Origin of the sequence: Trichococcus sp. ES5 (genome assembly GCF_900067165.1) — a bacterium.
Classification (GTDB): Bacteria; Bacillota; Bacilli; order Lactobacillales; family Aerococcaceae; genus Trichococcus; species Trichococcus flocculiformis.
Map to the genome: position 1 here is coordinate 31,969 of NZ_FJND01000017.1, position 25,788 is coordinate 57,756.

Annotated in this window: 21 protein-coding genes; 2 read left to right on the forward strand and 19 right to left on the reverse strand. The window is 44.5% G+C overall.

Going from position 1 to position 25,788, the window contains the following annotated elements:
• Nucleotides 1-582: 582 nt before the first annotated feature.
• The 9 genes from TES5_RS11630 to TES5_RS11670 are packed head-to-tail and all read right to left on the reverse strand — an operon-like array spanning nucleotide 583 to nucleotide 9,133.
• Nucleotides 583-1,218, reverse strand: coding sequence for a V-type ATP synthase subunit D (locus tag TES5_RS11630; RefSeq protein ID WP_068562165.1), 636 nt, complete (start codon nucleotides 1,216-1,218; stop codon nucleotides 583-585).
• Between the two features lie 6 nt (nucleotides 1,219-1,224).
• A complete protein-coding gene (locus TES5_RS11635; protein ID WP_068562166.1) occupies nucleotides 1,225-2,601 on the reverse strand; it encodes a V-type ATP synthase subunit B in 1,377 nt (458 codons plus the stop codon).
• Nucleotides 2,594-4,378, reverse strand: coding sequence for a V-type ATP synthase subunit A (locus TES5_RS11640; RefSeq protein WP_068562167.1), 1,785 nt, complete (start codon nucleotides 4,376-4,378; stop codon nucleotides 2,594-2,596). Before TES5_RS11640 ends, TES5_RS11635 begins: the two co-directional genes overlap by 8 nt.
• Before the next feature lie 16 nt (nucleotides 4,379-4,394).
• Nucleotides 4,395-4,706, reverse strand: a complete 312-nt coding sequence (locus TES5_RS11645; protein ID WP_068562168.1) for a V-type ATP synthase subunit F — start codon at nucleotides 4,704-4,706, stop codon at nucleotides 4,395-4,397.
• Nucleotides 4,696-5,703 (reverse strand): V-type ATPase subunit, encoded by a 1,008-nt coding sequence (locus tag TES5_RS11650; protein WP_068562169.1) that lies wholly within the window; start codon nucleotides 5,701-5,703, stop codon nucleotides 4,696-4,698. The genes TES5_RS11645 and TES5_RS11650 overlap by 11 nt, the downstream gene beginning before the upstream one ends.
• A gap of 12 nt (nucleotides 5,704-5,715) precedes the next feature.
• Entirely contained in the window at nucleotides 5,716-6,306 is a 591-nt protein-coding gene (locus TES5_RS11655; protein ID WP_068562170.1) for a V-type ATP synthase subunit E, read from the reverse strand.
• Nucleotides 6,307-6,356: 50 nt separating this feature from the next.
• Nucleotides 6,357-6,833 (reverse strand): V-type ATP synthase subunit K, encoded by a 477-nt coding sequence (locus TES5_RS11660; RefSeq protein WP_369813496.1) that lies wholly within the window; start codon nucleotides 6,831-6,833, stop codon nucleotides 6,357-6,359.
• A gap of 28 nt (nucleotides 6,834-6,861) precedes the next feature.
• A complete protein-coding gene (locus TES5_RS11665; RefSeq protein WP_068562172.1) occupies nucleotides 6,862-8,826 on the reverse strand; it encodes a V-type ATP synthase subunit I in 1,965 nt (654 codons plus the stop codon).
• The gene (locus TES5_RS11670; protein ID WP_068562173.1) at nucleotides 8,813-9,133 is read right to left on the reverse strand and encodes a hypothetical protein; all 321 of its coding nucleotides are present in this window, start codon (nucleotides 9,131-9,133) and stop codon (nucleotides 8,813-8,815) included. Before TES5_RS11670 ends, TES5_RS11665 begins: the two co-directional genes overlap by 14 nt.
• A 534-nt stretch (nucleotides 9,134-9,667) precedes the next feature.
• On the opposite strand from TES5_RS11670, the gene TES5_RS11675 reads away from it, so the two are divergent.
• A complete protein-coding gene (locus tag TES5_RS11675; protein ID WP_068562174.1) occupies nucleotides 9,668-10,012 on the forward strand; it encodes a hypothetical protein in 345 nt (114 codons plus the stop codon).
• A 191-nt stretch (nucleotides 10,013-10,203) separates the two neighbouring features.
• Here TES5_RS11675 and cls read toward each other — a convergent pair whose 3' ends face one another.
• The 8 genes from cls to uvrB all read right to left on the reverse strand — a co-directional run bounded on the left by cls (nucleotide 10,204) and on the right by uvrB (nucleotide 21,815).
• On the reverse strand, nucleotides 10,204-11,652 hold the full coding sequence (gene cls / locus TES5_RS11680; protein WP_068562175.1) for a cardiolipin synthase: 1,449 nt from the start codon (nucleotides 11,650-11,652) through the stop codon (nucleotides 10,204-10,206).
• Between the two features lie 120 nt (nucleotides 11,653-11,772).
• On the reverse strand, nucleotides 11,773-12,375 hold the full coding sequence (locus TES5_RS11685; protein WP_068562176.1) for an energy-coupled thiamine transporter ThiT: 603 nt from the start codon (nucleotides 12,373-12,375) through the stop codon (nucleotides 11,773-11,775).
• Nucleotides 12,376-12,435: 60 nt separating this feature from the next.
• The gene (locus TES5_RS11690) at nucleotides 12,436-14,115 is read right to left on the reverse strand and encodes a ribonuclease J (protein ID WP_068562177.1); all 1,680 of its coding nucleotides are present in this window, start codon (nucleotides 14,113-14,115) and stop codon (nucleotides 12,436-12,438) included.
• Nucleotides 14,116-14,715: 600 nt separating this feature from the next.
• On the reverse strand, nucleotides 14,716-15,756 hold the full coding sequence (locus TES5_RS11695; protein ID WP_068562178.1) for an aspartate-semialdehyde dehydrogenase: 1,041 nt from the start codon (nucleotides 15,754-15,756) through the stop codon (nucleotides 14,716-14,718).
• Between the two features lie 244 nt (nucleotides 15,757-16,000).
• The gene (gene citX / locus TES5_RS11700) at nucleotides 16,001-16,564 is read right to left on the reverse strand and encodes a citrate lyase holo-[acyl-carrier protein] synthase (protein ID WP_068562179.1); all 564 of its coding nucleotides are present in this window, start codon (nucleotides 16,562-16,564) and stop codon (nucleotides 16,001-16,003) included.
• 519 nt (nucleotides 16,565-17,083) lie between these two features.
• Nucleotides 17,084-19,192, reverse strand: coding sequence for a polyribonucleotide nucleotidyltransferase (gene pnp, locus TES5_RS11705; protein ID WP_068562180.1), 2,109 nt, complete (start codon nucleotides 19,190-19,192; stop codon nucleotides 17,084-17,086).
• 223 nt (nucleotides 19,193-19,415) lie between these two features.
• A complete protein-coding gene (rpsO, locus tag TES5_RS11710; protein ID WP_068562194.1) occupies nucleotides 19,416-19,685 on the reverse strand; it encodes a 30S ribosomal protein S15 in 270 nt (89 codons plus the stop codon).
• 138 nt (nucleotides 19,686-19,823) lie between these two features.
• Nucleotides 19,824-21,815 carry an excinuclease ABC subunit UvrB gene (gene uvrB / locus TES5_RS11715; protein ID WP_068562181.1) on the reverse strand — a complete coding sequence of 664 codons (1,992 nt, stop codon included), beginning with the start codon at nucleotides 21,813-21,815 and terminating at the stop codon, nucleotides 19,824-19,826.
• Between the two features lie 262 nt (nucleotides 21,816-22,077).
• Between uvrB and rpsT the strand changes: the two genes are divergently transcribed.
• A complete protein-coding gene (gene rpsT, locus TES5_RS11720) occupies nucleotides 22,078-22,332 on the forward strand; it encodes a 30S ribosomal protein S20 (RefSeq protein WP_068562182.1) in 255 nt (84 codons plus the stop codon).
• 85 nt (nucleotides 22,333-22,417) lie between these two features.
• Here rpsT and holA read toward each other — a convergent pair whose 3' ends face one another.
• Both holA and TES5_RS11730 read right to left on the reverse strand, forming a co-directional pair.
• Nucleotides 22,418-23,452 (reverse strand): DNA polymerase III subunit delta, encoded by a 1,035-nt coding sequence (gene holA / locus TES5_RS11725; protein WP_083546522.1) that lies wholly within the window; start codon nucleotides 23,450-23,452, stop codon nucleotides 22,418-22,420.
• A gap of 23 nt (nucleotides 23,453-23,475) precedes the next feature.
• On the reverse strand, nucleotides 23,476-25,689 hold the full coding sequence (locus TES5_RS11730; RefSeq protein ID WP_178137842.1) for a DNA internalization-related competence protein ComEC/Rec2: 2,214 nt from the start codon (nucleotides 25,687-25,689) through the stop codon (nucleotides 23,476-23,478).
• Nucleotides 25,690-25,788: the final 99 nt, after the last annotated feature.

Here is a 25,788-nt window from a genome sequence, read left to right on the forward strand (position 1 = left end):
CCATCCAATTATATTATTATAGCATCGTACAGCCTAATGCGGCGTTCTGTTTATTATTTCATAGTTTAACACAATTTCATCAAGGTTAAAACCTTTACCGGAGTCTTCCGCCAACATTTTATTAGTTACCGTTTCCAACAACTGCACCCCTTGGATGGAATGCGCTCGCCTCTCACAAGCGCCGGAAAGACAAGAAAAGCTGAACGGGTTCGTTCAGCCCTGAAAGAAATTTAGGAAATCTGGCCCTGAATGAGCATCGTAGAGCGCAATTGCTGAGAGACTTCCGAAACAAAGGAATCAACGTGACCGTACCGGTCAGTTGTATCATGTTTCTAAGCCATCAAAGATGGCAAGAACCATGACAAGTCGAACAGTATGTCTTGGCTCGCAGAGACAAGAGGTTCCTTATTCTTTTTTCCGAAGGGCTAACCCGTGAAGCTGGACATCATTTTAGATGCATGAAACATTTTACAAAATTGTGAAACACCTACAGTGATGCACTTTTCACTCTGGAAAATTTTATAAATTCCTATATGTCAAAAAAGAACAAGACAAGGGTATCCCTGTCTTGTTCTGGAGGCATCAAGAAACGCCCATGTCTTTGACTTTCATCATGCGGACGATACTCGACCGTTCGTTCTCCTCGAGCTTCATTTGGATGTAACGGATCGTCTCCTGCAATTGCGGAATCATTTTGTATTCCAATGCATTTACACGCCTTCTTGTTTTTTCGATCTCATCGGCAAGAAGTTGGCATGTTTTTTCGATTTCCGTTAATTTAAGTAATTTCGGAAGGATGTCTTCAATCTTTTTGATCGCATCATCCAGTTCACCGTTCGAGTTGACGTAACCGTACTGTAAATCTGTGGATTTATCGTCTTGATCAACCATTGAAAAATTCATTTGGGGAACGACGACGCTCATGATGTTGTTTTCTTGAATGTCCAACTCAACCGCCGTAGCGGGTACAGCGAACAGTTCTTCAATGAAAGCCTCATTCAGAAGCGACTTCGCTACCACGAAAGAACGCATCGAGGCGGTCAATTCTTTTTCGACTTCATCCCTCAGAATGTTGTTTTCGCGAATCAGATTGATGAATTGACGCATCAATTCATCTTGCTTATCCTTCAGCAGTTTATGGCCGCGGGTGGATAGCACCAGACGCGATTTCAAGTTGGACAGTTCCATCCGGGTGGGCTTTACATTCAATCTTGCCATGGACGATCACTCTCCCTTCGGCATAAACTCATCGATCATATCGCTCTTGATTCTCTTAAGTTCCGTTGCCGGCAGGATGGACAACAGTTCCCAGCCCAAAGCCAAAGTCTCTTCAATTGTGCGGTTCGTATAGAACCCTTGACTGATGTATTCTTCTTCGAAACGCTTTGTGAACTGCACATACAGTTTGTCCGTCTTGGACAAGGCGGACTCTCCAAGGATGACAGCCAATTCTTTAGCTTGTTTTCCTTTTGCGTAAGCCGCAAACAACTGGTTCATGGTTGGAGCATGGTCTTTTCTTGTCTTGCCTTCACCCGTACCTTTGTCTTTCAGACGTGAAAGCGAAGGCAACACGTTGATCGGCGGCTTGATGCCTGAGTTGTTCAATTCACGTGAAAGAATGATTTGGCCTTCCGTAATGTAACCCGTCAAATCCGGGATTGGATGCGTAATGTCATCCTCCGGCATGGAAAGAATCGGGATTTGAGTCACCGAACCTTTTTTGCCGATGATACGGCCCGCACGCTCGTACAAGGTGGAAAGGTTCGTATACAGGTATCCGGGATAACCACGGCGACCCGGCACTTCACGACGTGCTGCCGAAATTTCACGCAAAGCCTCACAATAGTTGGTCATGTCAGTCATGATGACCAAAACGTGCATGTCTTTTTCGTAGGCCAGATATTCCGCGACTGTCAGAGCCATTTTAGGTGTGGCAATCCGTTCGATGGCTGGATCGTTCGCCAAATTGATGAACATGACGGAACGATCGATCGCTCCTGTCTTGCGGAAATCTTCCATGAAATATTCTTTTTCTTCAAAAGTGATCCCCATTGCTGCAAATACAACCGCAAATTTTTCATCGCTGTTCAACACCGTCGCTTGACGAGCGATTTGAGCAGCCAATTCTTTATGTGGCAAACCTGAACCGGAGAACACAGGAAGTTTCTGACCTCTTACGAGTGTGTTCAGATGGTCGATGGCCGAAATTCCCGTTTGGATGAACTCATCCGGATAATCACGCGCAACGGGGTTGATCGCCTGACCATTGATGTCCAGGCTCATTTCCGGAATGATTTCCGGACCGCCATCAATCGGATTCCCCATTCCATCGAAGACCCGACCTACCATATCCTCAGAAACAGCTATGGAAAGAGGTTTTCCACGGAAACGGACTTTCGTGTCTTTAATGTTGATACCGCTTGGGCCTTCAAAGATTTGCACCATCGCTTTATCTTTGCTGACTTCCAAAACTTGACCATGACGGATTTCGCCGTCTTGCATTTGTATTTCAACCAACTCGTCGAATTTGACTCCCTCGATCTGCTCAACAACCATCAACGGGCCTACAACTTCGGTTACTGTTTTATATTCCTTAAGCATGGCGCGTCATCCCTCCTTCCGCAACAATTTCATGCAATCTTTTTTTGATATCCGCCTTGATGTTTTCCATTTCGGCAAGATTATCTTCCTTGATGTATTTACTTCTAGCAATCCGATCACGCAATTCAACTGTACCTTCAATGATTTCATTGAAGTACGCGCCTAAACGCATTGCTTCACGTGCTTCTGTTTCGAAGCTCAGAATCATATCCAGCATCGCCAATTGTTTCTCGCGGGAAGTATACGTATCCACATCATCGAAAGCGTTCTGCTGGAGGTAATCCTCACGCAACGATTCCGCGATTGCCATCGTCATACGGTCTTTCTCGGACAAGGATTCGATACCGACCAGGCGGACGATTTCTTCCAATTCCGACTCTTCCTGCAGAAGGTTCATCGCATGCTGAACCATTTCAGACCATTTTGTCTGTAAGGCATTATTCAGGTATTCCCCGACTTCGGTATTGTAAAGGGAATAGGAAGTCAACCAGTTCATGGATGGGAAATGTCTTTTTTGTGCTAAAGTGGCATCGAGCGCCCAGAATACTTTGACGACGCGCAATGTATTTTGCGTTACCGGCTCAGAGGTGTCACCACCAGGAGGCGATACCGCTCCAATGGCCGTAATGCTTCCTTCACGATCTTCCGATCCTAAAGCCAATACTCGCCCTGCCCGTTCATAATACTCAGCTACTCGGCTTCCTAAGTAGGCTGGATACCCTTCGTCACCAGGCATCTCTTCCAGACGGCCTGACATTTCACGCAAGGCCTCCGCCCAACGGGATGTCGAATCAGCCATGATCGCTACACTGTAACCCATATCACGGAAATATTCCGCGATCGTAATGCCTGTATAAATCGATGCTTCACGCGCCGCAACTGGCATATTGGAGGTGTTGGCGATAAGGATTGTTCGTTCCATCAATGACTCACCTGTGTTCGGATCGATCAATTCCGGAAATTCATTCAATACGTCCGTCATCTCATTACCGCGTTCACCGCAGCCGACGTAAATGACGATATCCACATCACTGTATTTTGCGATTTGGTGCTGTACAACGGTTTTTCCTGCTCCGAAAGGCCCTGGAACAGCTGCTGCTCCACCCTTAGTGATCGGGAAAAAGGTGTCGATGACCCGTTGTCCGGTAACCATTGGTGTGTGTGGATTCATTTTTTGTTTGAAAGGACGGCCGCGTCGTACCGGCCATCTTTGCAGCATAGTCATTTCTTTCGGGCCATTTTCGGTTTCAACGACATAAGCCGTTTCATCCAACGTGTAACTGCCGTCCTGAATGGCAGTCAGCTTACCGGAGACGCCATACGGAACCATGATTCGGTGCTCGATCACTTTCGTTTCTTGCACGGTACCGACAATATCCCCTGCTACGACATAATCGCCGACTTTCTTCGTAGCTTTGAATTCCCAGACGTTCTCTCTTTTCAGTGATGGAATATCCGTTCCACGCACCAAATAATTACTTTGGGTGATTTCCCGGAACGTATCCAAAGGACGCTGAATCCCGTCAAACATCTGCGACAGGATACCTGGTCCCAATTCAACAGATAAAGCCTCTCCTGTCGTGATTACCGGTTCTCCTGGACCAATACCGGAAGTCTCCTCGTAAACTTGAATAGATGCAACATCATTGCGCATCTCGATGATTTCACCGATCAATCCTAATTCGCCGACGCGGCAAATATCTTGGATATTCGCTTCTTCCATTCCTTCCGCCATAACTAAAGGTCCGGAAACTTTTATTATATTTCCATTTTTCAAAAAAGTCCCCTCCAAATTATAAGATATTCTGTCCAACTGCTTTTTCTACATTCTCCTGAATGCGGGTTTTTCCGATATTCAACGTACCTTTATGGTTCGGAATCAGAATGATGGCTGGTTGGACTCTGCTGTCATACCTGCTCACTGTCTCAGGTATTTCTTTTGCCATTTCTTCCGTCAGATAAATGATCCCATAATTCTCCATCGCCAGACGATCTACCGTTTCACGGGCAGTCTGGGCATTATGGCATGCAAATACAGCGAAACCCAAAATCTTAAAAGGAAGGATGGAATCTTTGTCTCCCACAACTGCAATATTATGAGCCATATATAGGTCGCATCCTTTCTCTCAATATTTGTTCATCTATCTGATTGTCTTTGCCTACCAAAATCAAGCGGATATTAGTGACTTCCTTCTCTTTGGCAAACAGATAACCCAACAAAGGAATCGGACCGAACGGTTGGTACAAGCCTTCCGCAATCAATTCATAGGTCAGTTCATCAACGAGTTTATCCAGTTTCTGTGTGTCTACTTCATTTGTTGTATCGGAAATCATATCAGATAAGCGCGCGCCGTATTCTTTGCTGAAATAATGCTTGCGCATGACCGCGCTTGGTCCGTTGATCGATTCTTCAATCAAATCGCGTTTCGAAATTGAACCTGAACTGGATAAAACCGTATAGAGAAAACCGCGGGGCTTATTTTGTTTCAGACTTCGGATAATGGTCGAAAGGTTATAGAGATCGATCATGCCATCTACCATTTTCGCGATGCTCGGATGTTGAAGTTTGTCGCTGATGGAACGCAGATGCCTGAAATAATAAGTGTCCATAAAGATAGTAGCCGCTTCGATACGATGCCCTTCATCGAAATCGCGGAGCGCTTCTTGAACCCCTTCTATCAGAATCGGATGTTCGTCGTTGCCGTCGCCGGTTTCGACCAATTTCTTCAGACTGGCTATGGAATATTTGCCGATAGGGATCAACAGCTGCTCCAGATCTTCACCCGAAAAACGTTGTTTCAGCAACACTTTCAGGTTGTGATAGGTATAGCGCAACGCGAATAATTCCACAATCTCAGCAACCGGCGTGATGCTGAACAAGTCCTGATAGACTTCCGCCAGGTGTTTTATGAGAAAACCTTCAAAATTTTTATTCATCAGTGTTTCTTTCTCATCAAACTCATAACCGGTACCTTTCAGAACATCCAAGGCATCTTTTAAAGAAGAGGCTTTCAGCATCCGATCGTAATCCGCTTCCGCCAATATTTTTAATTCATAGGTGCGAAGTATCGTATTGACGCCTTTGTAATCAATCTCTTGCATAGTGCCCCTCCTTTACTTTTCGTCTTGGAATGCTAAAGTCGCCAGCTCTGCTGCAAAGTCGTTCTTTACATCTTCGATCAGATCATCGAAGCAATAGTTGTAATCGACTCCGCCTTCCTGCAGGATGAATCCGGCTTTATTCGGAATGGACTCCTCAGAAATCTTGACAGCTGGATATTTGACCAACAGCTGCTGCAACGCATTCCCTTTAAACTGGGCGATCGATTTTGCGCCCGGAACAATGCTGTAGGCTTTCGAATCGCCAGCCTGAGCAAGCACACCGTTCAGGAATTGCGCAAAATGGGTTTCATCCCACGTGTTCATTTTTTCTAAAGCCTGTTGGAAGACCGATTTCAAGATGACCTGTTTCTCTTTCAAAACAGCATTGCGTTCTTTATTCTTCAACGTTTGTTGCTCACGATCAAAATCGTTGCCAACTTTTTTCAAAATGGCAGCTTTGCGCGCCTTTTGTTGTTCAACCAGAGTCAATCTGCTCTCTTCTATCTTTGCGATAGAAATTTTTTCAGCAGCCTCCAGCTTGCTTTGTCCTTTTGCTTTTGTCTTGTTAAGAATCTGTTCAGACAAGGATTGTAGATCTTTCACGCTTTCTCATCTCCTTACTTTTTCTTTCATTCTTCTGGAGCTTTTGAGAATTAAGCGTTCAATACCATCAAGAATGAGATAACGAATCCTAGGATTGCATACGTTTCAACCATGGCTGCATAGATGATCCCTTTTGTATTTTGGTCTTCTCTCTTAGCCAAGATTTGCAAACCGGCAGTAGATACACGGCCTTGCGCGATACCTGAAGTCAAACCAGTGATTGCGATAGGAAGACCAGCCATCAGATAGTACAAACCTTGTGCGACGGTCATTTCAGGTGACATTTGCAGATAAATCAGGAATCCGATAACGAAACCGTACAACCCTTGCGTACCTGGCAACAGTTGCAGAATCAATGATTTACCGAATTTCTCAGGTTGTTCCTTGATCAATGCAGCAGCCGCTTCACCGGTCATACCAACCCCTTTAGCAGAACCCGTACCAGCCAAGCCAACCGCCAAAGCAACGCCTAAAGCCGCGAACATCATACCACCATTGTTGTCGATGAAATATTGTAACCATGTCATATTTTCCATTTTATAATTCCTCCAGTAACTAAGCTTCTTTTTTATTTTTTAAGTTAATGTATTTTTCTTCTGTCTTCAACGGCTCCAAAGCTTTTCCGCCGCCCTCATAAAATTTCCCAAAAAATTCGACGAACACAAGCCGTGCACCATGCACATAAGCACTAAGCATGGACAAACCGAAGTTGACGCTGTGGAGTAGCACAAACAAAACCGCACCAATGGTGAATCTTGCCGCCACTGGCAAGAAGTCGATGATCATATTGAAGGCAACCGCAATACTGCCACCAGCCACACCCAGCGCCATCAAACGTGTGTAACTGACCATGTCGCCGATGTAACCGGTAATGCCATAGAGATTGTACAAACCGGCACCTGCGCCCAACGCCTTGTTGTCTGATGCCATGGCTGTAGCAAGCACGATCGCGACCGCACTTGTGATGGCAACTGCAGCACCAACGGTCACAAGAATCTGACTAGGGAAAAGCATCTGTCCGAACAGGATGAAGATAAGTCCCACAAATATACCCAACCATCCGATGCTGTCAGAAATCGCGCCCAGCGGATTTTTGTCGCGCAAGGACAGATAGGCTTTTATCCCCAAACCGAACATGATCTGAACAATACCGAATACTACCGATATCAACAGGATCGTATTGGCGTCATTACTCGTAGATAAAAGTACAAACGGCAATTGAACTCCGAAGAAAGAGCCGTAAACTAGCCCCCACAGTATGGCTGGATAGGAAAGGATGTGAAAGAACAGCAGATTGTTCCGCATACCTTTATTGAAATTCAGGAACTTCAATGCCAGCAATGTTCCGATAAGGAGCAACAGACCGTATCCGACATCCGCAATCATCATTCCGAAGAACAAAAGATAGAAAGGTGTCAATAGTGGTGTGGGGTCTATTTCGTCATATTTCGGCAAACTGTACATGGCCGTGATATTCTCAAAAGGAGTGATCAACTTATTGTTCTTCAAAACGGTTGGAATGACCGAAATGTCCGAAGTGTCAGCATCATCAACCGTCAATGCATATTCATTCTCTGCGACAGTATCAGTCAACGCCAGCTTGATTTCATTGACTTTATCTTCCTCAAGCCATCCTTGGATTACGAAGAGATGTTTCTCATTGATCAATAATTGTTGGCTCTTGATCCGTTGCAGTTTTGCATAATAAAATTCGGACAGTAGCATCAACTGCCACTCTTCTGCTTTCATTTCGGAAAGATCCGCCAACAGCTGTTTGTTTGCTTCACGGTTATCCTGTATGCGGCTTTGAACATCGGCCAATGCCTCTGCAGGCGGCAAATCATACTCATACGTTAAAGCTTGGAAATGATTGCTGTCCAACAAAGCGTTTACATCAACAACATGTGACGGATCATAGAAAATCACCGCTCCAAAAGATTCTTTGTTCTGGAAGATTTCTTCCGTATAGACCAAGGGATTGGAAGTCACGTTTGTGATGTAATCGTTGGAGAGCGTCTGAGGAATCGTGCCCACTTTGACTGCTATGTGTTCAAATACTGCTGTATCTCTCGGATTGAATGATAATTTTTTCCATAAAAGCAGGAAATCCTCTTGTTCATAAAGATGTTTTTTAGCATCTTCGAGTTTCTTTTGTTCGGCTTTCAGACCCAACACTTTATCCAGAAGTTTGTCGGAAGAAAATTCGCCCACAGCCTTTTCCAGTTCTTCCAAAGACAAGGATTGTCGAGGGTTTGTATACTGTTTGATCAAAGACTCTTTCTTCAGATACGACTTCAGGAAAGATAAGGCTTCCGTGACATTCTCCAGATAACTTTCGGTTTTCTTGATGTTTTGCTCAATTGACTCTCGTTCTTTAGGCGATAAGGATTGTAAATTTTCTTTTGCAGCAGGCAAATCGATGACTTCTAAGCTTTGCAATGTCTGGATAGCCGTCAATAACTGCTCTTTTTTTTCGTGAAAAGAAATGAGAGTAACTTTTTTCATTTTAGCGATTGCCATATTTCCTCATCACCTCCCCAATTACGGCATTCACAAGTTCTTCTTCTTTCGCTTTAAACCGAGTTTGCAACTTCTCGATTTCCGATTTTTCACTTTCTGCGGAAGCGTTCTTAAGAATTGCCAGTTGTTCTGATTTTTTCGCAAGTTCTTCGGATTGAAAAGTAGCTAATTCCTTTTCGATATTCCTTTTCATTTCGCCTATTTTATCTTGCGTGTTCTGTTCCAGTTTGCGCAGCTTATTCTGGTAATCCAATTCCAGATCAGCTGCTTCCTGCTCAATCTTTTTTACTTCATCAAATATTTGCATCTTTCATTCCACCTCCGTCCTTCATTTGATTCTCCTTAGGAAAAAAACTTTCCGGTCAGTATTTTCATTATACAGTTAATGTAAAGGCCGTTCAAATCTATTTATACGCAATTCCCAGTGGTTTCAACAATCATTACAGTTTCATTAATAGGAAGAAACTTTCTGAAATTTCTTCAAAAATATTAAATGAACATTTTGTGAACAGCACTCTCCAAGCACGCTGCACCGATCCAGAACCTTCTTGGAGAGTCTTTTATATAGCCTATTTTTTTCGAGAATTCCGCCGGATAATAGATGTAATTTTCCCCTCGCCTGCAAAATTAATGTGCTCCCGACACGTTCTTTTCCATACTACTACTTTAATCGAAAATGCAAGAAATAGGGGCATATTCGGCCGATATGACATAATTGTGGGTGGAGTTACATATCTGCACTCTCAAATTTTTGTTCGATCGCAAAATAAAAAGCTTGCAAACAAGAACAGATGTTCTTATAATAAAGACACAAGACAAACACACGTTCGGAGGAACATACATGCAAAACTACATCTACCCAGTATCCACTAATAATGAGAATCCTTCAAATAAATCATACTTGCGCCCGCTCTCATCCGTCCATTCCATCAATGAAGCCATCTTGGACAAAGTAATGCCGATTCACCAAGTTATCCGTTTTGCTAACCAGGCTTTTGAAAATAACAACCCTGTGTATGTCGTGATTGAAGAAAAGCATGGACCGAAATCGTATACCAGATCACTCGTTTGGGGTTCTTTCAATTCCCGCGTAACTCCAAAAAGACAAATCATGTTCACAACTGCCGATAAAAAAGTGACTTACCTACTGAACATCAGTCAAGTCTTGGCTATCCAACTTGGTTAAATTTCATCAGTTGGTGGCATACCCATCTATAGCAATCAGGAGTACAAGGTAATGTCATTAACGTAAAAAACCGTGACAACTGAAACAAGCGAGAATGCATATCACACAATTGCATTCTCGCTTTTTTTGTCCAACGCGCTGAGCCTTTCTTCTGAATTCTGATTGTCGATCAATTTCCATACGCTTTCGGTCTACAGTATCGGTGAGAGTAATCTGGAAAAAGCTTGCTTGAATTTCCGCCCCTTCGACTGTTTTGCGAAATAATCATGGGTTGCACGGATGCAATTCTTCTGATCTTCATCAAAATTTGCGATTAATTCTTCAGCTACGTCACGATCGTAAATAAAAGCGTTGATCTCAAAATTCAATTTGAAACTGCGCACATCCATATTTGCCGTGCCTACCGATACAATTTCATCATCGACCACCATCACCTTTGAATGCAGGAAACCATTCTGGTACATATAGACTTCCGCACCGTACTCGACGATGTCTTTGGCAAAATACTCCGTTGCCCGATAGACGAAAGGATGATCCGGCTTCGAGGGTATCATGATTTTGACTTTTACACCGGATAGGACTGCGATTTTGAGCATTTCATGCAGACTCTCGTCAGGTATAAAATAAGGAGTCTGTATATAAATGGATTCTTTAGCTTGGCTGATCATCTTCAAGAAACCCATCTTGATCGTCTGATCTTCGTCATCCGGTCCACTTGCCACAATTTGCATGGCCGTGTTACCTTTTTTATCGGCGATCGGGAAATAGGCTTCTGCATAATCTTTCCTGTTCTTTTCTTTGGCAACCGCATTCCAGTCCATGAAGAAACGGCTCTGAAGCGTCAAGACTGCATTGCCTTCTATTTTCATATGCGTATCCCTCCATTCGCCGAGTTCCCCTTTCCCTAGATACTCATCGCCTATATTGAACCCGCCGAGATAAGCAACTTTTGCATCCACTACCATTATTTTGCGATGATTCCGATAGTTCATCCGCAAATTAACGAAAGGTATTTTTGAACCAAAAAATACTTCCGTCTTTCCGCCTAATTTTTCAAGATTATTGAAAAATCTCGGATCATTCCCTCTGCAGCCCATTGCATCGTAAACGACCAGAACCTCAACGCCAGCTGCCGCCCTGTCTTCCAACGCCGCCAGAATCCGCTTCCCCAAGTCGTCCGAGCGAAAAGTATAATAAAGCATATGCACATGATCTTCTGCTTTATAGATGTCCTGCACAAGGGAATCGAAAACATCTGCGCCAGTTTTGAATATTTCAACTTTATTCCCTTTCGTCAAAATGGATTCATCACTTTCCAGGAACAGGATAGCTGTTTTTTGTGCATAGTCGGTTTCGACCAAACCTTGCGCCAGATCCTCATCCTCCAACATTTCAATCTGGACCTTCGCCAACTGGGACATGCCCAAGCTTTTTTGCGTGCGCATATCATAGATGTTGTCTTTTGACATCTTTTTCCCTATAAAGAGGTAGATGATGAAACCCGCCACCGGCAAGAGGTTTAACGTCAACAGCCAGGCCCAGGTGGCAGCGACATCTCTTTTTTCTTTAAAGACGGTGATGATTGCACCAATTGTATTTAAAACGATGATTGCCGTAAATATCATTGACCAAATACCCATAAGACCACTCCAAATCAATAAAATGACAAAACATGTTACCTACATATCATAGCACACGAGCCCACAAAAACAGAAAGGCGAAGACCGGATAATTCAAATCCGTCCTTCGCCTTCTATTTTTTAATCATTTAATAGTTTCGATTTTTCTTTTCTGCTCAGGAAACGGCTGCCTTTTGGAATGTACGCTTTAGGAGCGAATTTTGCAATCAACACCAGAACGACTGCGCTGACGGCAAAAGTTGCCGCAAACGATAGCGCTTGTCCCGGAAGAAAATGCGCAAAAACAGAAACACCAGCTGGAACTGCTTCCTCACTGAGGAATATGTCCGAGATCAGCGCCCAGACAAAATAGACAAGCGTTCCGAAAAAGGATGCCGTCACTATATTCAAGGCTGCATTCGGGAAACGTTTATTGTTCAATGTGCGTTGCGTGAATTTCGCGAAAAAACCGGCGATGCCCACGAAAACGAACGGTGCGGCTTGGTTCAGGATATCTGCAGCAACATCCGCTCCCTCTCCTTTGAGCGCAAACAAAACGAGGCCGGTCAGTATTCCAGAAACCAGTCCAAGCAATATTCCTCTGCGGAGAGAAATGAAAAGCAACGGTGACAAAGCAAAAACAATAGTGTATTCTCCAAATGGCATGGCCACATATGCCAAGGCGATTGCGAGGACAGCAAACAGAGCTGCCTCGATCCAAGCCTTCGTACTATTAGAACCCATAAAGATGAATCTCTCCTTTTCAACAACGATCCGTTTCATTGCCTTTACGGCAAACGGGCATCAGCTCTTCTTCTGATAATTGGATGCTTCCATGATGATCGGTAAAATGACCGGTTTGCGCTTCGTCTTTTCAAAAAGATAACGGCTCAACGAATCACGTATCTCTTGTTTTAACTTGGCCCAATCAAAGTCTTTCGTGTGCAGGTTATCTTCCACTACTTCCCGGACGATATTCGAACTTTCTTTGACAAGCTCTTCGCTCGCCTTCATATAGACGAAGCCACGCGAAACGATTTCCGGACCCGACAAGATTTTGTTCAGTCTTCTGGAGATCGTCACAACGACAACGAAGATGCCATCCTCCGATAATAGTTTGCGGTCGCGCAAGACAATGTTGCCGATATCGCCAACCCCGATCCCATCGATCAGAACATTCCCGGCTGGGACCTGTCCCGTCATGTGCATACGGCCTTTGGCATATTCGATCACGTCACCTTTACCAGGGATGAAAATATTTTTGAACGGAATGCCGACTTCATTCGCCAATTGGGCATGTGCAGCTTGCATTCGGTACTCACCTTGGACAGGCACGAAATAAGCAGGTCTCAGTAGGTTGATCATCAATTTCAGATCGTTCGGCGAAGCATGTCCGGATGCTTTGTATGTTCCGGATATTTCACGCACGGACGCACCGGCACGATAAATCAAATTTTTGGTTTTTGCGACTGTCGTTTCCATAGCTGTTGAAGGTGTAGTCGTGATATAAACCAAATCACCCTCTTTAAGGTTCACTTGCTTGTGTCTGCCTTTGGACATCCGCTGCAAAGCTTCCAAGGGTTCCCCACTGTTGCCGGTTTCCAGAATCAACACTTGACCATCACGGTAATCATTGATGTTCTTCACATTCACAAGCAGATCTGGAGTCGGCAAGACCAGTTTCCCCAATTTCATGGCGACATCGACTGTTTCAACCAAAGTCGGTCCTGTCAAAAAGATTTTACGATTCGCTTGGAGAGCGACATCAAAAACTTGCTGGATGCGCAAAATGTTGCTTGCAACACAGGAGACGATGATACGGCCTTCAGCGTTGATGAAAGTATCCAGCATTTCTTCTTCAATCTTGCGGTCACTGACGTTTTCCGTAGTCGATTCGGCATCACCGGAATCGCTCAACAGCGCCAATACTTTGCCTTCTCCGATATCCGTAATTTTGCCGTAATCGGTCCGATACATCGGGGATGCACTTTGATCAAACTTGAAATCACCTGTATAGACGACACTGCCTTCTTCCGTCTTCACACAGATCCCTACAGAATCAGGGATGGTATGCGTGGTTCTGAAGAACCGGACACTGGTGTTTTCGAATTCAATTTCGGTGTTCTCATCGATAACGTGATAATCCTCAAATCCCGTAGCCAATCCGGTGGAATCGACCGCCAATTTAGCCAACGCAATCGTCAATCCTGTACCGAACACGGGTGCATCGATATTCTGCAACAAATAAGGCAATGCTCCTACGGCATCCGCATGACCATGCGTCAGGAAAATACCCGCTATCTTATTTTTGTTTTCCTCCAGGTAAGTAAAATCAGGGATGACGACGTCAATTCCCAATAATTCATTTTCCGGATAAAGAAGACCGCAATCCAATACAAAAATTAAATCGTCCACTTCCACTAAATACATGTTTTTACCGCTTTCTCTCACACCTCCGAGAGAAATTATTCTTACTTTACTCATTGTACCACCTCTTATTTTTCAGCTTTCTATGCTGTTATCTATATTGATCGTTTGAATGCCTTCCTCCGTATTTTCGTCCCTGAAAATCAGCGCAGCTACTTTGCCGAATTGTCTTCAGAGTCTACAAGCGAATGCGTTTTCTTCGCATCCGGCTAAACGTGACCGATATCCTCTCTGTTATATTATACATGATTATCGGCAAAATTGTAGCATTTGCTTCAGTTTCTGTTCCGGTTTTCTGAAAGTGTGAGAAAAGCGGGACAAGCCCGGTCTGCCTCGAAAGAAATTTAGGAAATCTGGCCCTGAATGAGCATCGCAGAGCGCAATGGGTCAGATTTATCTAATTTCCGAGAGGCAGGCTTGGACCGCTAGACAATATCTTAGATGCATCAAACATTTTGCAAGTGTGTGGAACACTTACATTGAAGCACTCTACAAGTTAAAATGTAAAATAAATTTCTGCACGAAAAAAGACCTGCCAAAAGGAACGGAACGGGAACGAGGTTTAACCAAACACCCTTCCCAGTCCATCCTTTGACAGGCCCAGTCATATCCGATTCTTCAGTTGACGAGGCTTTGCTCATCCGTTATTCAAAGGTTCTACAGTAGACCCATTTCAATCATTTTTTCCGCAATCTGCACAGAATTCCAAGCAGCGCCCTTCAACAGATTATCGGAAACAACCCACATATGGAAACCATTGTCGACATCCACATCTTTACGGATACGTCCGACAAATGTTTCATTCTTTCCGACTGATTCACGTGCTGTGGGATAAACTTGATTAGCTGTGTCATCCTGAAGCACAACTCCTGGAGCATCTTTCAACACTTTCCAGATATCTGCGACAGAAACGTTTTTGTCGTCCACTTCGAAATAGACGGATTCCGAGTGTCCGGACATTACAGGGATGCGCACGCATGTTGCAGAGACTTTGATGTCCTGGTCGCCCATGATTTTTTTGGTTTCATTGATCATTTTCCACTCTTCATATGTGTAGCCGCCTTCGCTGAACACATCGATTTGCGGTAAAGCATTGAATGCGATCGGGAAATGCTTCTTATCGCCACCACAAGGTAAAATATTCGCAACCGGCTCTTCACCGTTCAGGACAGCTTGGGTTTGAGCTTTCAATTCTTCCAAAGCATGCAGGCCAGCTCCGCTTACCGCTTGGTACGTGGAAACGATGACGCGATCCAAACCAAATTTTTCGCGGATCGGTTGTAATGCCACCACCATCTGAATAGTGGAGCAGTTCGGGTTAGCGATCAGACCTTTGTGTTTGCGCAAGTCTTCCGGATTCACTTCAGGAACGACCAACGGCGTTTCCGGGTCCATACGAAAAGCACTCGTATTGTCGATGACGATGGCGCCAGCTTTGATCGCTGCAGGGGAGAATTGTTTCGTGATGCCGCCTCCAGCGCTGAATAAGGCAATATCGATGCCTTCAAATGAGTCATCAGTCGTTTCCTGAATCTGCAGTTCTTGTCCTCGGAATGTCTTGACTTTCCCAGCAGAACGTTTAGAAGCCAACAACTTCAGACTTTTTATCGGAAAAGAAGCATTCTCCAACAAGCCCAGCATTTTTTCTCCAACGGCACCCGTAGCACCTACAATGGCAACATTATACTCTTTCATCATTGATCCCTCACTCATTCATTTTCTGTATTAACTATTTTTTAGGATTTAAAGATCCTTCACTTAAGCATTTTACCACACTTTATTAGAATTTTTTAATCTATTTTTTAATTACGTAAAAAACATTCCAATCAGAGTCCCTATCGAAGGTCTCTGATTGGAATGCGAAATGGTTACTGATTTATTTTTATCCGTTTAGACGCTCATAAGCTTTGCCTTTAATTATCCAACTCGAAAATAAGGGGTGTTAATCCAAACGTACTCTCCCATCCTCCTGCAGAATGGATTCGATTTTTTTCTGGATTTCTTCCCTGGTGTGTACATTCTTATTTTCACATTCGAAGGCTTCATCCCCACAAATCATGCACTTTCTCGGTTCATAGCCGATTTCCATTCGCTGCACCTCGATCATCTTGCCTTCTTCGAGATAGAATACATTGATCGTGAACAGTTGCCCGAGTAAACTGCCGTCTTCTATCATGATGGCGGCTTGCTTCACGGCTGTTGGATAGGTATCAACGACAACAAAGTATTCTGGTCCTGTATCCAAATCCATCAATTTTTCATAAGTAACTTTCCATTTATTCTTTTGGATTGCATTTTTAACTTCTTGGATACCGATTTCAGAAATCTGTCTTACGATGGCATTATATTTGACGGGTCCAGGAATATTGCATTTAAGGGAAATCAATGTCTGATTTGCGTTCGTCTTGCTGATTTCCTCTTCAAAAAAGGCACGTTGTTCCCTTGAAGCCAACACTTCTTTAAGCGTCGGCATTTGACCTTGCGAGAAAATAGATTCTGGCACCATTGCACTCATCCTTTACTGTTTTGTTGTTGTTCCCTTCTGTCAAACGGAAGCGGATCAGCCACTTTGCTGCTTTCTGCGTTTGATTTCTCTGCTTCTTCGCGCTGTCCGAGTATCGATTTTGTGCTTATTTGTGATTGAGCAACGGGTTTTTCGATAATATTGATGATACCATTCTTTGTTATAAAAACTTACACAGAAGCTTCACGAACTACATAAAAAATTTAAAAGCGCTTACATTTACGAGGACGATATAAGTAAAAAATATATCTGTTTACTGTTGGCGTAAAAATATGTTTCTCTTTACCTAATAATAACGCTTTTATGAAAAAAATTCATTAATTTAATATTAAAATCTATAATTAATCAACATTACTCTATAAGTCAGGATTATTAGAATAATTATGGCAAGCTTTCCCACGGGAAAGGACCTTAACTACCATCAACAAAAAGAACAGGCATCGCCTTTTTGTGAAGGTTATGCCTGTTCTTTGCGTGCAGTATTATTCTGTTATGAGCAGTTTACTTTTCTTCCTTAGTCAATAGTGCTTTACGGGAAAGATTGATTCTGCCTTGTCTGTCGATTTCAATGACCTTGACTTTCACTTTGTCTCCGATGGCTAGGACATCTTCAACTTCTTTGACACGCTCGTTAGCCAATTCAGATATATGGACCATGCCATCTTTGCCTTTTGTGATTCCAACGAATGCACCGAATTTTTCGATACGTTTTACAGTACCCTCGTAGATTTCACCGACCTTGACTTCATGCGTCAACTCTTCGATGATTTGTTTAGCGCGGGCGATCATCGCAGTATCAGCTGAAGCGATGCTCACGTTACCTTCTTGATCGATGTCGATCTTCACGCCGGTTTCTTCGATGATGCTGTTGATTGTATCTCCGCCTTTACCAATGACGACTTTGATCTTATCTGGTTTGATTTGCATCATTTCGATCTTCGGAGCATACTGGGACAGTTCTTCGCGTGGGGCTGCAATCGTGCTGGTCAGCTCAGCAAGGATTTCCATCCGCGCTTTCTTCGCTTGCATCAACGCTTCAGTCAGGATTTGTTCTGTGATCCCCTGGATTTTGATGTCCATCTGCAACGCAGTGATACCTTCGCTTGTTCCGGCAACTTTGAAGTCCATGTCGCCCAAGTGATCTTCAAGTCCTTGGATATCCGTCAAAACTGTATAGTTTTCGCCTTCCATCACTAAGCCCATCGCGATACCCGCTACCGGTGCTTTGATCGGCACACCCGCATCCATCATTGCCAACGTGCTGGCACAGATGCTTGCTTGTGAAGAGGACCCGTTGGATTCCAATACTTCCGAAACCAAACGGATTGTGTAAGGGAACTCAGCTTCTGTCGGGATAACTTGTTTCAACGCACGTTCACCCAAAGCACCATGGCCGATTTCGCGGCGTCCAGGACTTCCTGCTCTACCAGTGCTGCCGACCGAGAATTGCGGGAAATTGTAATGGTGGATGAATCGCTTGCTGTCGACCATGCCAAGGCCGTCGATGATCTGATGTTCGCCCAGTGGAGCCAATGTACAAGTAGACAACGCTTGCGTCTGTCCACGCGTGAACAAGCCGGAACCGTGTACGCGCGGTAATAAGCCGACTTCGGAAGCCAATGAACGGATTTCATCGATTTTTCGGCCATCTGGACGGATTTTGTCGACTGTGATCAAACGGCGCACTTCGTCTTTTTCCATGTCTTCCACGATTTGGCGTACTTCTTTGGAGATTTGAGCAAAGTTGGCGTCATCCAGATACTTTTCGTTGAAGAACAAGATTGCTTCAGCTTTCACATCTTCAATAGCGGCTTCACGAGCCAATTTTTCTTCTGTCATGATGGCTGTCGTCATTTTTTCACCGTAAGCAGTGGTCACTTCCGCCACAAGTTCAGGGTTTAAAGTCAAAAGCTTGACGGTCATTTTTTCCTTGCCGACTTCGGCTACGATTTTATCTTGGAAATCGCACAATTCCTGGATTGCTTTGTGGCCGAACATCAATGCCCCAAGCATATCTTCTTCATTAACCATCGCAGCGCTACTCTCAACCATGTTGATGGCAATTCTCGAACCGGCTACGGTCAACTCGATATCGGATGCTTCATTTTGTGGAGCGGTTGGATTCAAAACATATTCGCCGTCTACACGGCCAACATTCACTCCAGCGATCGGTCCGTAGAACGGAATGTCGGAAATCGCCAATGCCAATGAAGAACCGAACATGGCAGCCATTTCCGGTGCGCAATCCTGTTCAACGGACATAACAACGTTTGTGATCTGCACTTCGTTGCGGAACCCTTCAGGGAACATCGGACGAATCGGACGGTCAATCAAACGTGCAGTCAATGTTGCGTTTTCACTTGGACGACCTTCACGCTTGATGAATCCTCCAGGTATTTTACCGACTGCATACATTTTTTCTTCATAGTTCACAGTCAATGGGAAGAAATCGGTATCTTTTGGTTCTCTTGAACCGACAGCAGCCGTCAATACGACAGTATCCCCGTATCTGACCAATACCGCACCATTGGCTTGCTTAGCCAATTGGCCGATTTCGACTTGCAGCAAACGACCTGCCCAGTCCATTTGGAACACTTTTTTTTCTAACATGTTATCATTCTCCTTTTGCGATGCTTCCCATCTACCAACTACTAAACAAATGTCAACCTACCGACGCTTATAAGCTCACATTTGTATAGTAGCGGTCTGTAGAGCGGGAGCCTCATTCCATTATAGCTGATTGCTCAGCATTTTTGCACTCATTGTCCGAAAAATCCCAAAAAATAAGCGAGATTCACAGTGGAATCTCGCTTAATATGTCTTAGCCACGAAATTAACGACGCAAACCTAATCTTTGGATCAGTTCACGGTAGCGTGCAACGTCTTTGTTGCGCAAGTAAGCCAACAAGTTACGACGGTGTCCAACTTTTTTCATCAAACCACGGTAAGAATGGTGGTCTTTTTTATGAACGCGTGCATGCTCGTTCAAGTGGTTGATTTCATACGTAAGAACTGCAATTTGCACTTCAGGGGATCCAGTATCTCCTTCGTGAATAGCGTATTCTTTGATGATTTCATTTTTAAGTTCTTTTGAAATTGCCATTTTTTTCACCTCTTTCATAAAGTTACCTTTAACTGAGTAGAACGTTGGTGAATCGTTTAACCAAGTTGAAGGTCGTATATATAATACAAGGACTATTTTATCGTAATTCCTTACCGATTGCAAGTGAAAATCACTTTTTTATAATCCTTTGTATTCGGCTTTCAGCTCCAACACCATATCACGGATTTCGGCAGCTTTTTCAAAATTGAGGGCTTTTGCCGCTTCCCGCATATCCCGGTCCAGTTGATCGAGTGCTTCGCGGCGTTGTTCCATCGTCATTGCTTTATAGATGCTTAGAATGCTTACGTCACCGTCGCCTTCTTCAGGAGCGTGAGAGATACGGATGCGATCACGCACTTCTTTGATGATTGTTTTTGGCGTGATACCATGCTTAACATTGTAGGCTTCCTGCGTCGCACGGCGCCTGTTGGTTTCGTTAATCGCCCGCTCCATGGAATCTGTTATGCGGTCTGCGTACATGATTACTTTTCCGTTCTCGTTTCTTGCTGCTCGACCAATTGTCTGAACAAGTGAACGTTCACTGCGCAGAAAACCCTCTTTATCGGCATCCAAGATGGCAACGAGCGAAACCTCGGGAACATCCAGCCCTTCTCTTAACAGATTGATACCGATCAACACATCAAATTCTCCCAAACGGAGATTACGGATGATTTCCGCGCGCTCCATCGTTTTGATTTCGCTGTGCAGATAATTTACCTTGATGCCGACTTCCTTCAGATAATCAGTCAAATCTTCGGACATCTTCTTCGTCAAAGTTGTGATGAAGACCCGCTCATTCCGTTCGACGCGCAAATTGATTTCACTGATCAGATCATCGATCTGACCTTTGATTGGCCGCACTTCCACAATCGGATCCAATAAACCGGTGGGACGGATGATCTGTTGGGCAACATATGGGCTTTGTTCATACTCGTATGGGCCAGGGGTCGCTGAAATATAAATGATCTGGTTGACCCGCTCCTCGAATTCCTTCAACGTCAATGGGCGATTGTCCAAAGTACTCGGGAGACGGAAGCCGTACGCCACCAACTGTTCCTTTCGCGAACGGTCACCGTTGTACATGCCGCGAATTTGAGACATCGTGATGTGCGACTCGTCGATGACGGTCAAATAATCATCCGGGAAAAAATCAAGCAACGTATACGGAGGTTCTCCGGGAGCACGCCCGTCCATATGTCTGGAATAATTTTCGATTCCGTTGCAATATCCCATTTCCATCAACATTTCCATGTCGTAGTTGGTGCGTTGCTCCAACCGTTGGGCTTCCAATAGTTTATTTTCAGCGCGCAGCACCTTCAGGCGATCTTTCAATTCTGCCCGAATCATATCGACGGCATGCAAGGTTTTTTCTTCATTCGCCACAAAGTGAGTGGCTGGGAAAACAGGAAAATGGTCGACATCGTTCTTGATTTCTCCGGTCAGCACATCCACTTCTCTGATCCGATCGATTTCATCACCAAAAAATTCGACTCGAATGGCCTCGTTGTCGCGGGATGCCAGAAAAATTTCAACAACGTCCCCGCGCACACGGAACGTTCCACGCCGAAAATCGATATCATTGCGTTCAAACTGCATTTCAACCAGCCTGCGCAATAGTTCATTCCGTTCCATCTCCATTCCTTGCCTTAACGATAGCGTATGCTCTTTGTAGTCCAACGGGTTCACCAGACCATAGATGCAGGAAACGGAAGCGACCACAATCACGTCGCGCCTTTCCAACAAGGAACTGGTGGCAGAATGACGAAGTTTATCGATTTCATCGTTTACGCTGGATTCTTTCTCTATATAAGTGTCACTCGAGGGAACATACGCTTCGGGTTGATAATAGTCATAGTAGCTGACAAAATACTCGACGGCGTTATTCGGAAAAAACTCCTTCAATTCGCCATACAGTTGACCTGCCAGCGTTTTATTATGCGCTATGACGAGCGTTGGCTTGTTCACTGCTTGGATGACGTTTGCTACCGAAAAAGTCTTGCCGGTCCCCGTAGCACCCAGCAACGTTTGCGCCCGTCTGCCCAGATTCAACCCATCAACAAGCTCTTTGATGGCTTCCGGCTGATCCCCGCTTGGTTTGTATGGGGAAACTAATTCAAAATGATCTTTCATAATAGCTGATTCACCTCTTCACTCACTGTTACAATTATTTTACCACCCAAACATACTTTCGTACACTCTGGAGTCTTTACCATGGCCTTGGCTGATTCTGACGCAAAAATTACGAAATATGTGCACAGAAATTCCGTGTCGCAAGGAATAAAAGGGAATCTCTTTCATTTTTTATTGCACAACCCCTCAAAATTATGTATAATATGGCATGTTGGCAAAACAGCCTAATAGTTATAGAAATAAGGAAAGAGGGGTGAACCCAATGCCAAATATCGATTCAGCAATCAAACGTGTTCGCACTAGCGAAAAAGCTAACCTAAAAAACAACGCTCAAAAGAGCGCTATGCGTTCAGCTATCAAGAAATTTGAAGCTGCAGTAGCAGAAGGCGCTGAAAATAGCGAAGAATTATTGAAGGCAGCAGTTAAATCTATCGATTCAGCAGCTTCTAAAAACTTAATTCATCAAAACAAAGCGTCTCGCGACATTTCTCGTTTAACTAAAAAATTAGCAAAATAATTTTTTGATTTAAGAGACTTCAAAACGTAAGGCCGAAGACAGACCCGCTTAGCTGGTCCGTCTTCGGCCTTTTTCGTATGATTTTTCACTGCTTGGGCATTGCGTTTGCGTAGCGGATCAGAAATAACTCAAATTGTATTTCCTTCAGCCCTTGCCCTGTCTTCATGTTGTATTCCGTCTCGACCAATCCCTGAAAAGCATCCGCCAGGACTTTTTCGGATAGGTGCCTCACTTGTTGGAAAGCAAGTTTCACACGATAAGGATGGACCTTCAATACTTTGGTGATGTCGGTTTGTTGGTACCCATTTTTTGAAAGCAGCTTCACTTGCAGCAACAACCGGAATTGCCCTAAAAGGATAGCGTTGACTTTGATAGGTTCTTCTTTTTGGAGCAATAGATCCCGATAGATCTGGATAGCCAGATACGTGTTCTTGTTCAGAACCTGTGTCACCAATTCAAATATATTCTGTTCCAGATTTCGAGGAATCAAGTCGATCACCATTTGTTTGGTGACTTTTTTGTCTTCAGATCCAGAAAGAAATAGCTTGGGCAACTCTCTCATTCCCCGCGACAGTTGATTTTCGATCCGCTCGTAAAACAATTCGAGTGCGTCGCGGTTCATCTGGTAACCTTCATTTTTGATCATGTCCCCTAAAAATTTACGGGCTTCTTTCTCCGCTAATGGAGAAACATCCACAGTGACAGCCTTCTTCGTCAAAAGTTTTGCTATTTTTTTTCTGCTGTCCAATTTTTCGTAAGGCGCAAAAATAGCCAGAACCGTTGAAGGCGCCGGATTCTCCAGATAGCTCTCCAGCCAACCAAGATCATGTTCCAGTCCATTTTTGGATTTTTCGGCCGTCAAAAAGAGCGGATTCTCGATAATGACCAAACGTCTTTCCCCAAAAAAAGGCAGCGACTCCGCATCTTCAAGAGCCCGATCCAACAACGTCCCATCCATATTGAATATGCCGACATTCAAATCCTTGTCGGCTTCGTCAACCACCGTACGCAGCAACAGCTGCTTCGCTTCTTCTATAAAAAAATCTTCTTTGCCCAAAAATAAATAGACCGGCTGAAGCTGACCTTTTTTTATTTTGGACATCTCCGTTGTATAATTCACGTTTGGACCACCATTCATCATTTTTATTTTTTGTTCTCCAAAATGGTTCGCCATTCTGTTTCTTCTGACCCATACAAAAAGTGGATAGCGCCCTGTCGATCCGTACGAAATATAGGGATATTCCGCAATTCCAGACGTTCCAGTATTTGCGCATCCGGATGTCCATACCGGTTCTGTTTTCCAGCCGATATCAAGGCCAATTCAGGTTGGACATGATCCAAGAAACCTTCCGAACTGGATGTTGCGCTACCGTGATGACCTATTTTCAGGACATCGGTCTTCAGATTAGGATAAGTCCGCATCAGCACCTCTTCACCTTCTTCTCCGAGATCGCCTGTGAACAACCAATCCAAACCGCCTATGCTGGTTTGGATGACCAATGAATCCTCATTTCCGCCTTCACCCGGCGCTAAAGGTGCCAGGATGTGAAAAACAAAATCGGCATCAATCTCTAGATCGACCTTGCCCAATAAAGGGAAGAGACCCACTTGATGCTGGCTTTGCAGTTCAAGGAGCACTGCGGCGAAAGCCGCATTCCCCTCCGCTCCTTTAGGGAAATAAACCGCATCGATCGGCAACCCTTCGGCTAGTTCCCGCAACGAACCGACATGATCCTGATCGGCATGCGTCAGAAAGACCCTGTCCAATTTTTTCACGCCTTCCGCTTTTATGATCGACACAAGCTTTTCGCCGGCGGTGGTCGCTGTTTCTCGGACTTGCCAGGTTTCTTTTTCAAAAGTCAGCATGCCACCCGTATCTATAAGCACAGCCCGACGATGAAAAGGCGTTATGATCAAAATGGCATCCCCCTGCCCCACATCAAGCATGACGACTTTTCCGGAAGGATCAAGCTGATGGGCGAAAAAAAACAAACCGACCGCCGCCATCAGGAAACCGAGCACCCGGATATCCCTTTGTTTCTTTTCAACGCTCAGCAAGAGCAGAATCAAAGCGATCCAGACTAGCGCAAAATAAACAGCGGGTGGTCTTCCAGTAACCAATGACGCGAAATCCAAATCCGCGGCTGCTCCAGCGAAGTTTTCCAGCAAGGTGAGCAAGCTATCGGACACGGTGCAAAGCAATCCCAGCAACGGAGTTCCCGGAAAAAAAAGCACGACAAAGAACAACAACCAAAACAGCGGAAAAAGCAACCAAGAAAAAAAGAACGAAAAGATCACATTCACAAAGATCCCGAGCCACGAAACCTCAAAAAAATGATAGGCGACGACCGGAAAGGACGCCAATGTCATCAGTGCCGTCAAACAGACGTCCTTCAATAGCCCGTTCATTTCCCATTCCGAGCTGACCGGAGCCACGAAATACAATACTCCGGCCAAAAGATAGCTCAATTGAAAACTTGCCGAATAAATCAGCAGCGGATTGTATAAAACAACAATCATCACCGTAAGCGCAAAGGCATCCTTCGCTTCAATCCGATGCCCAGTGATTTTCCCCATCAAAAGAATAAAATGCGTGCAGATAGCCCGGAAGACACCGATTCCCCATCCGGTCAATATGCCATAAGCGATCAGAAACACAACCAGCAGCTTATTTGTGGTCTCGTGGCTGACTTTCATCCGCAGCAGGATAAAGCGCGCCTGGGTCAACAAGAGCTGGATATGCATACCGGAGATGGAAAAAAGATGCAATAAACCGATCCCGCGATAGGCATCCAAAGTGTCCCCCGCAATAGCATGCGACTGATTGAATAACATGGTTTGGATGTAGTCGGTCGTCTGGACAGCAGGCAACTTTTCCAACATCAAGATGATGGATCTCCTGATGCTGCTTGGCCAGGCCCGGAAAGAACGATCCTCGCTCCGGAACTGCATCGCTTCGACCGTGACGACCCAATGGATGCTTTTCGCATTCAGATAATCCTCAAAATCAAATTGGTGCAGATTCCGTTCAGCTTCCGGCTCCTCCAGCCGGACTGTGGCAACGACCTGCTGGGGAAATCGCTGTTGTTCCCAATTGAACTTCTCCTCTTGCGTTTCGATCGTGTAATAGAAATAAACGGTCTCTTCCTTGTCTTCCGATTGCAACAAGGCTTCCCCTGTCAACAAATCGCCGTTGATCCGCATATCGTTCGGGTCCAACTGCAGCGCAGCCGTTCTGATTCTCTCCGCTTCCGGATAAGTGAACTCAGACGCATTTGACCAGTAATGGAGCAACAAGCTTGCAAGTGTTGCGATCACAACCGCGCCAGCAATAATATTCAGACTCTTTTCTTGCATAAAAATGAGTCGAACAAACATAACGATTAGCAGTAACCAGGCAAAATAATTATTTTTGTCGAACCCAATAATAGTTATTGGGAAGACGAGCAAGGCAGG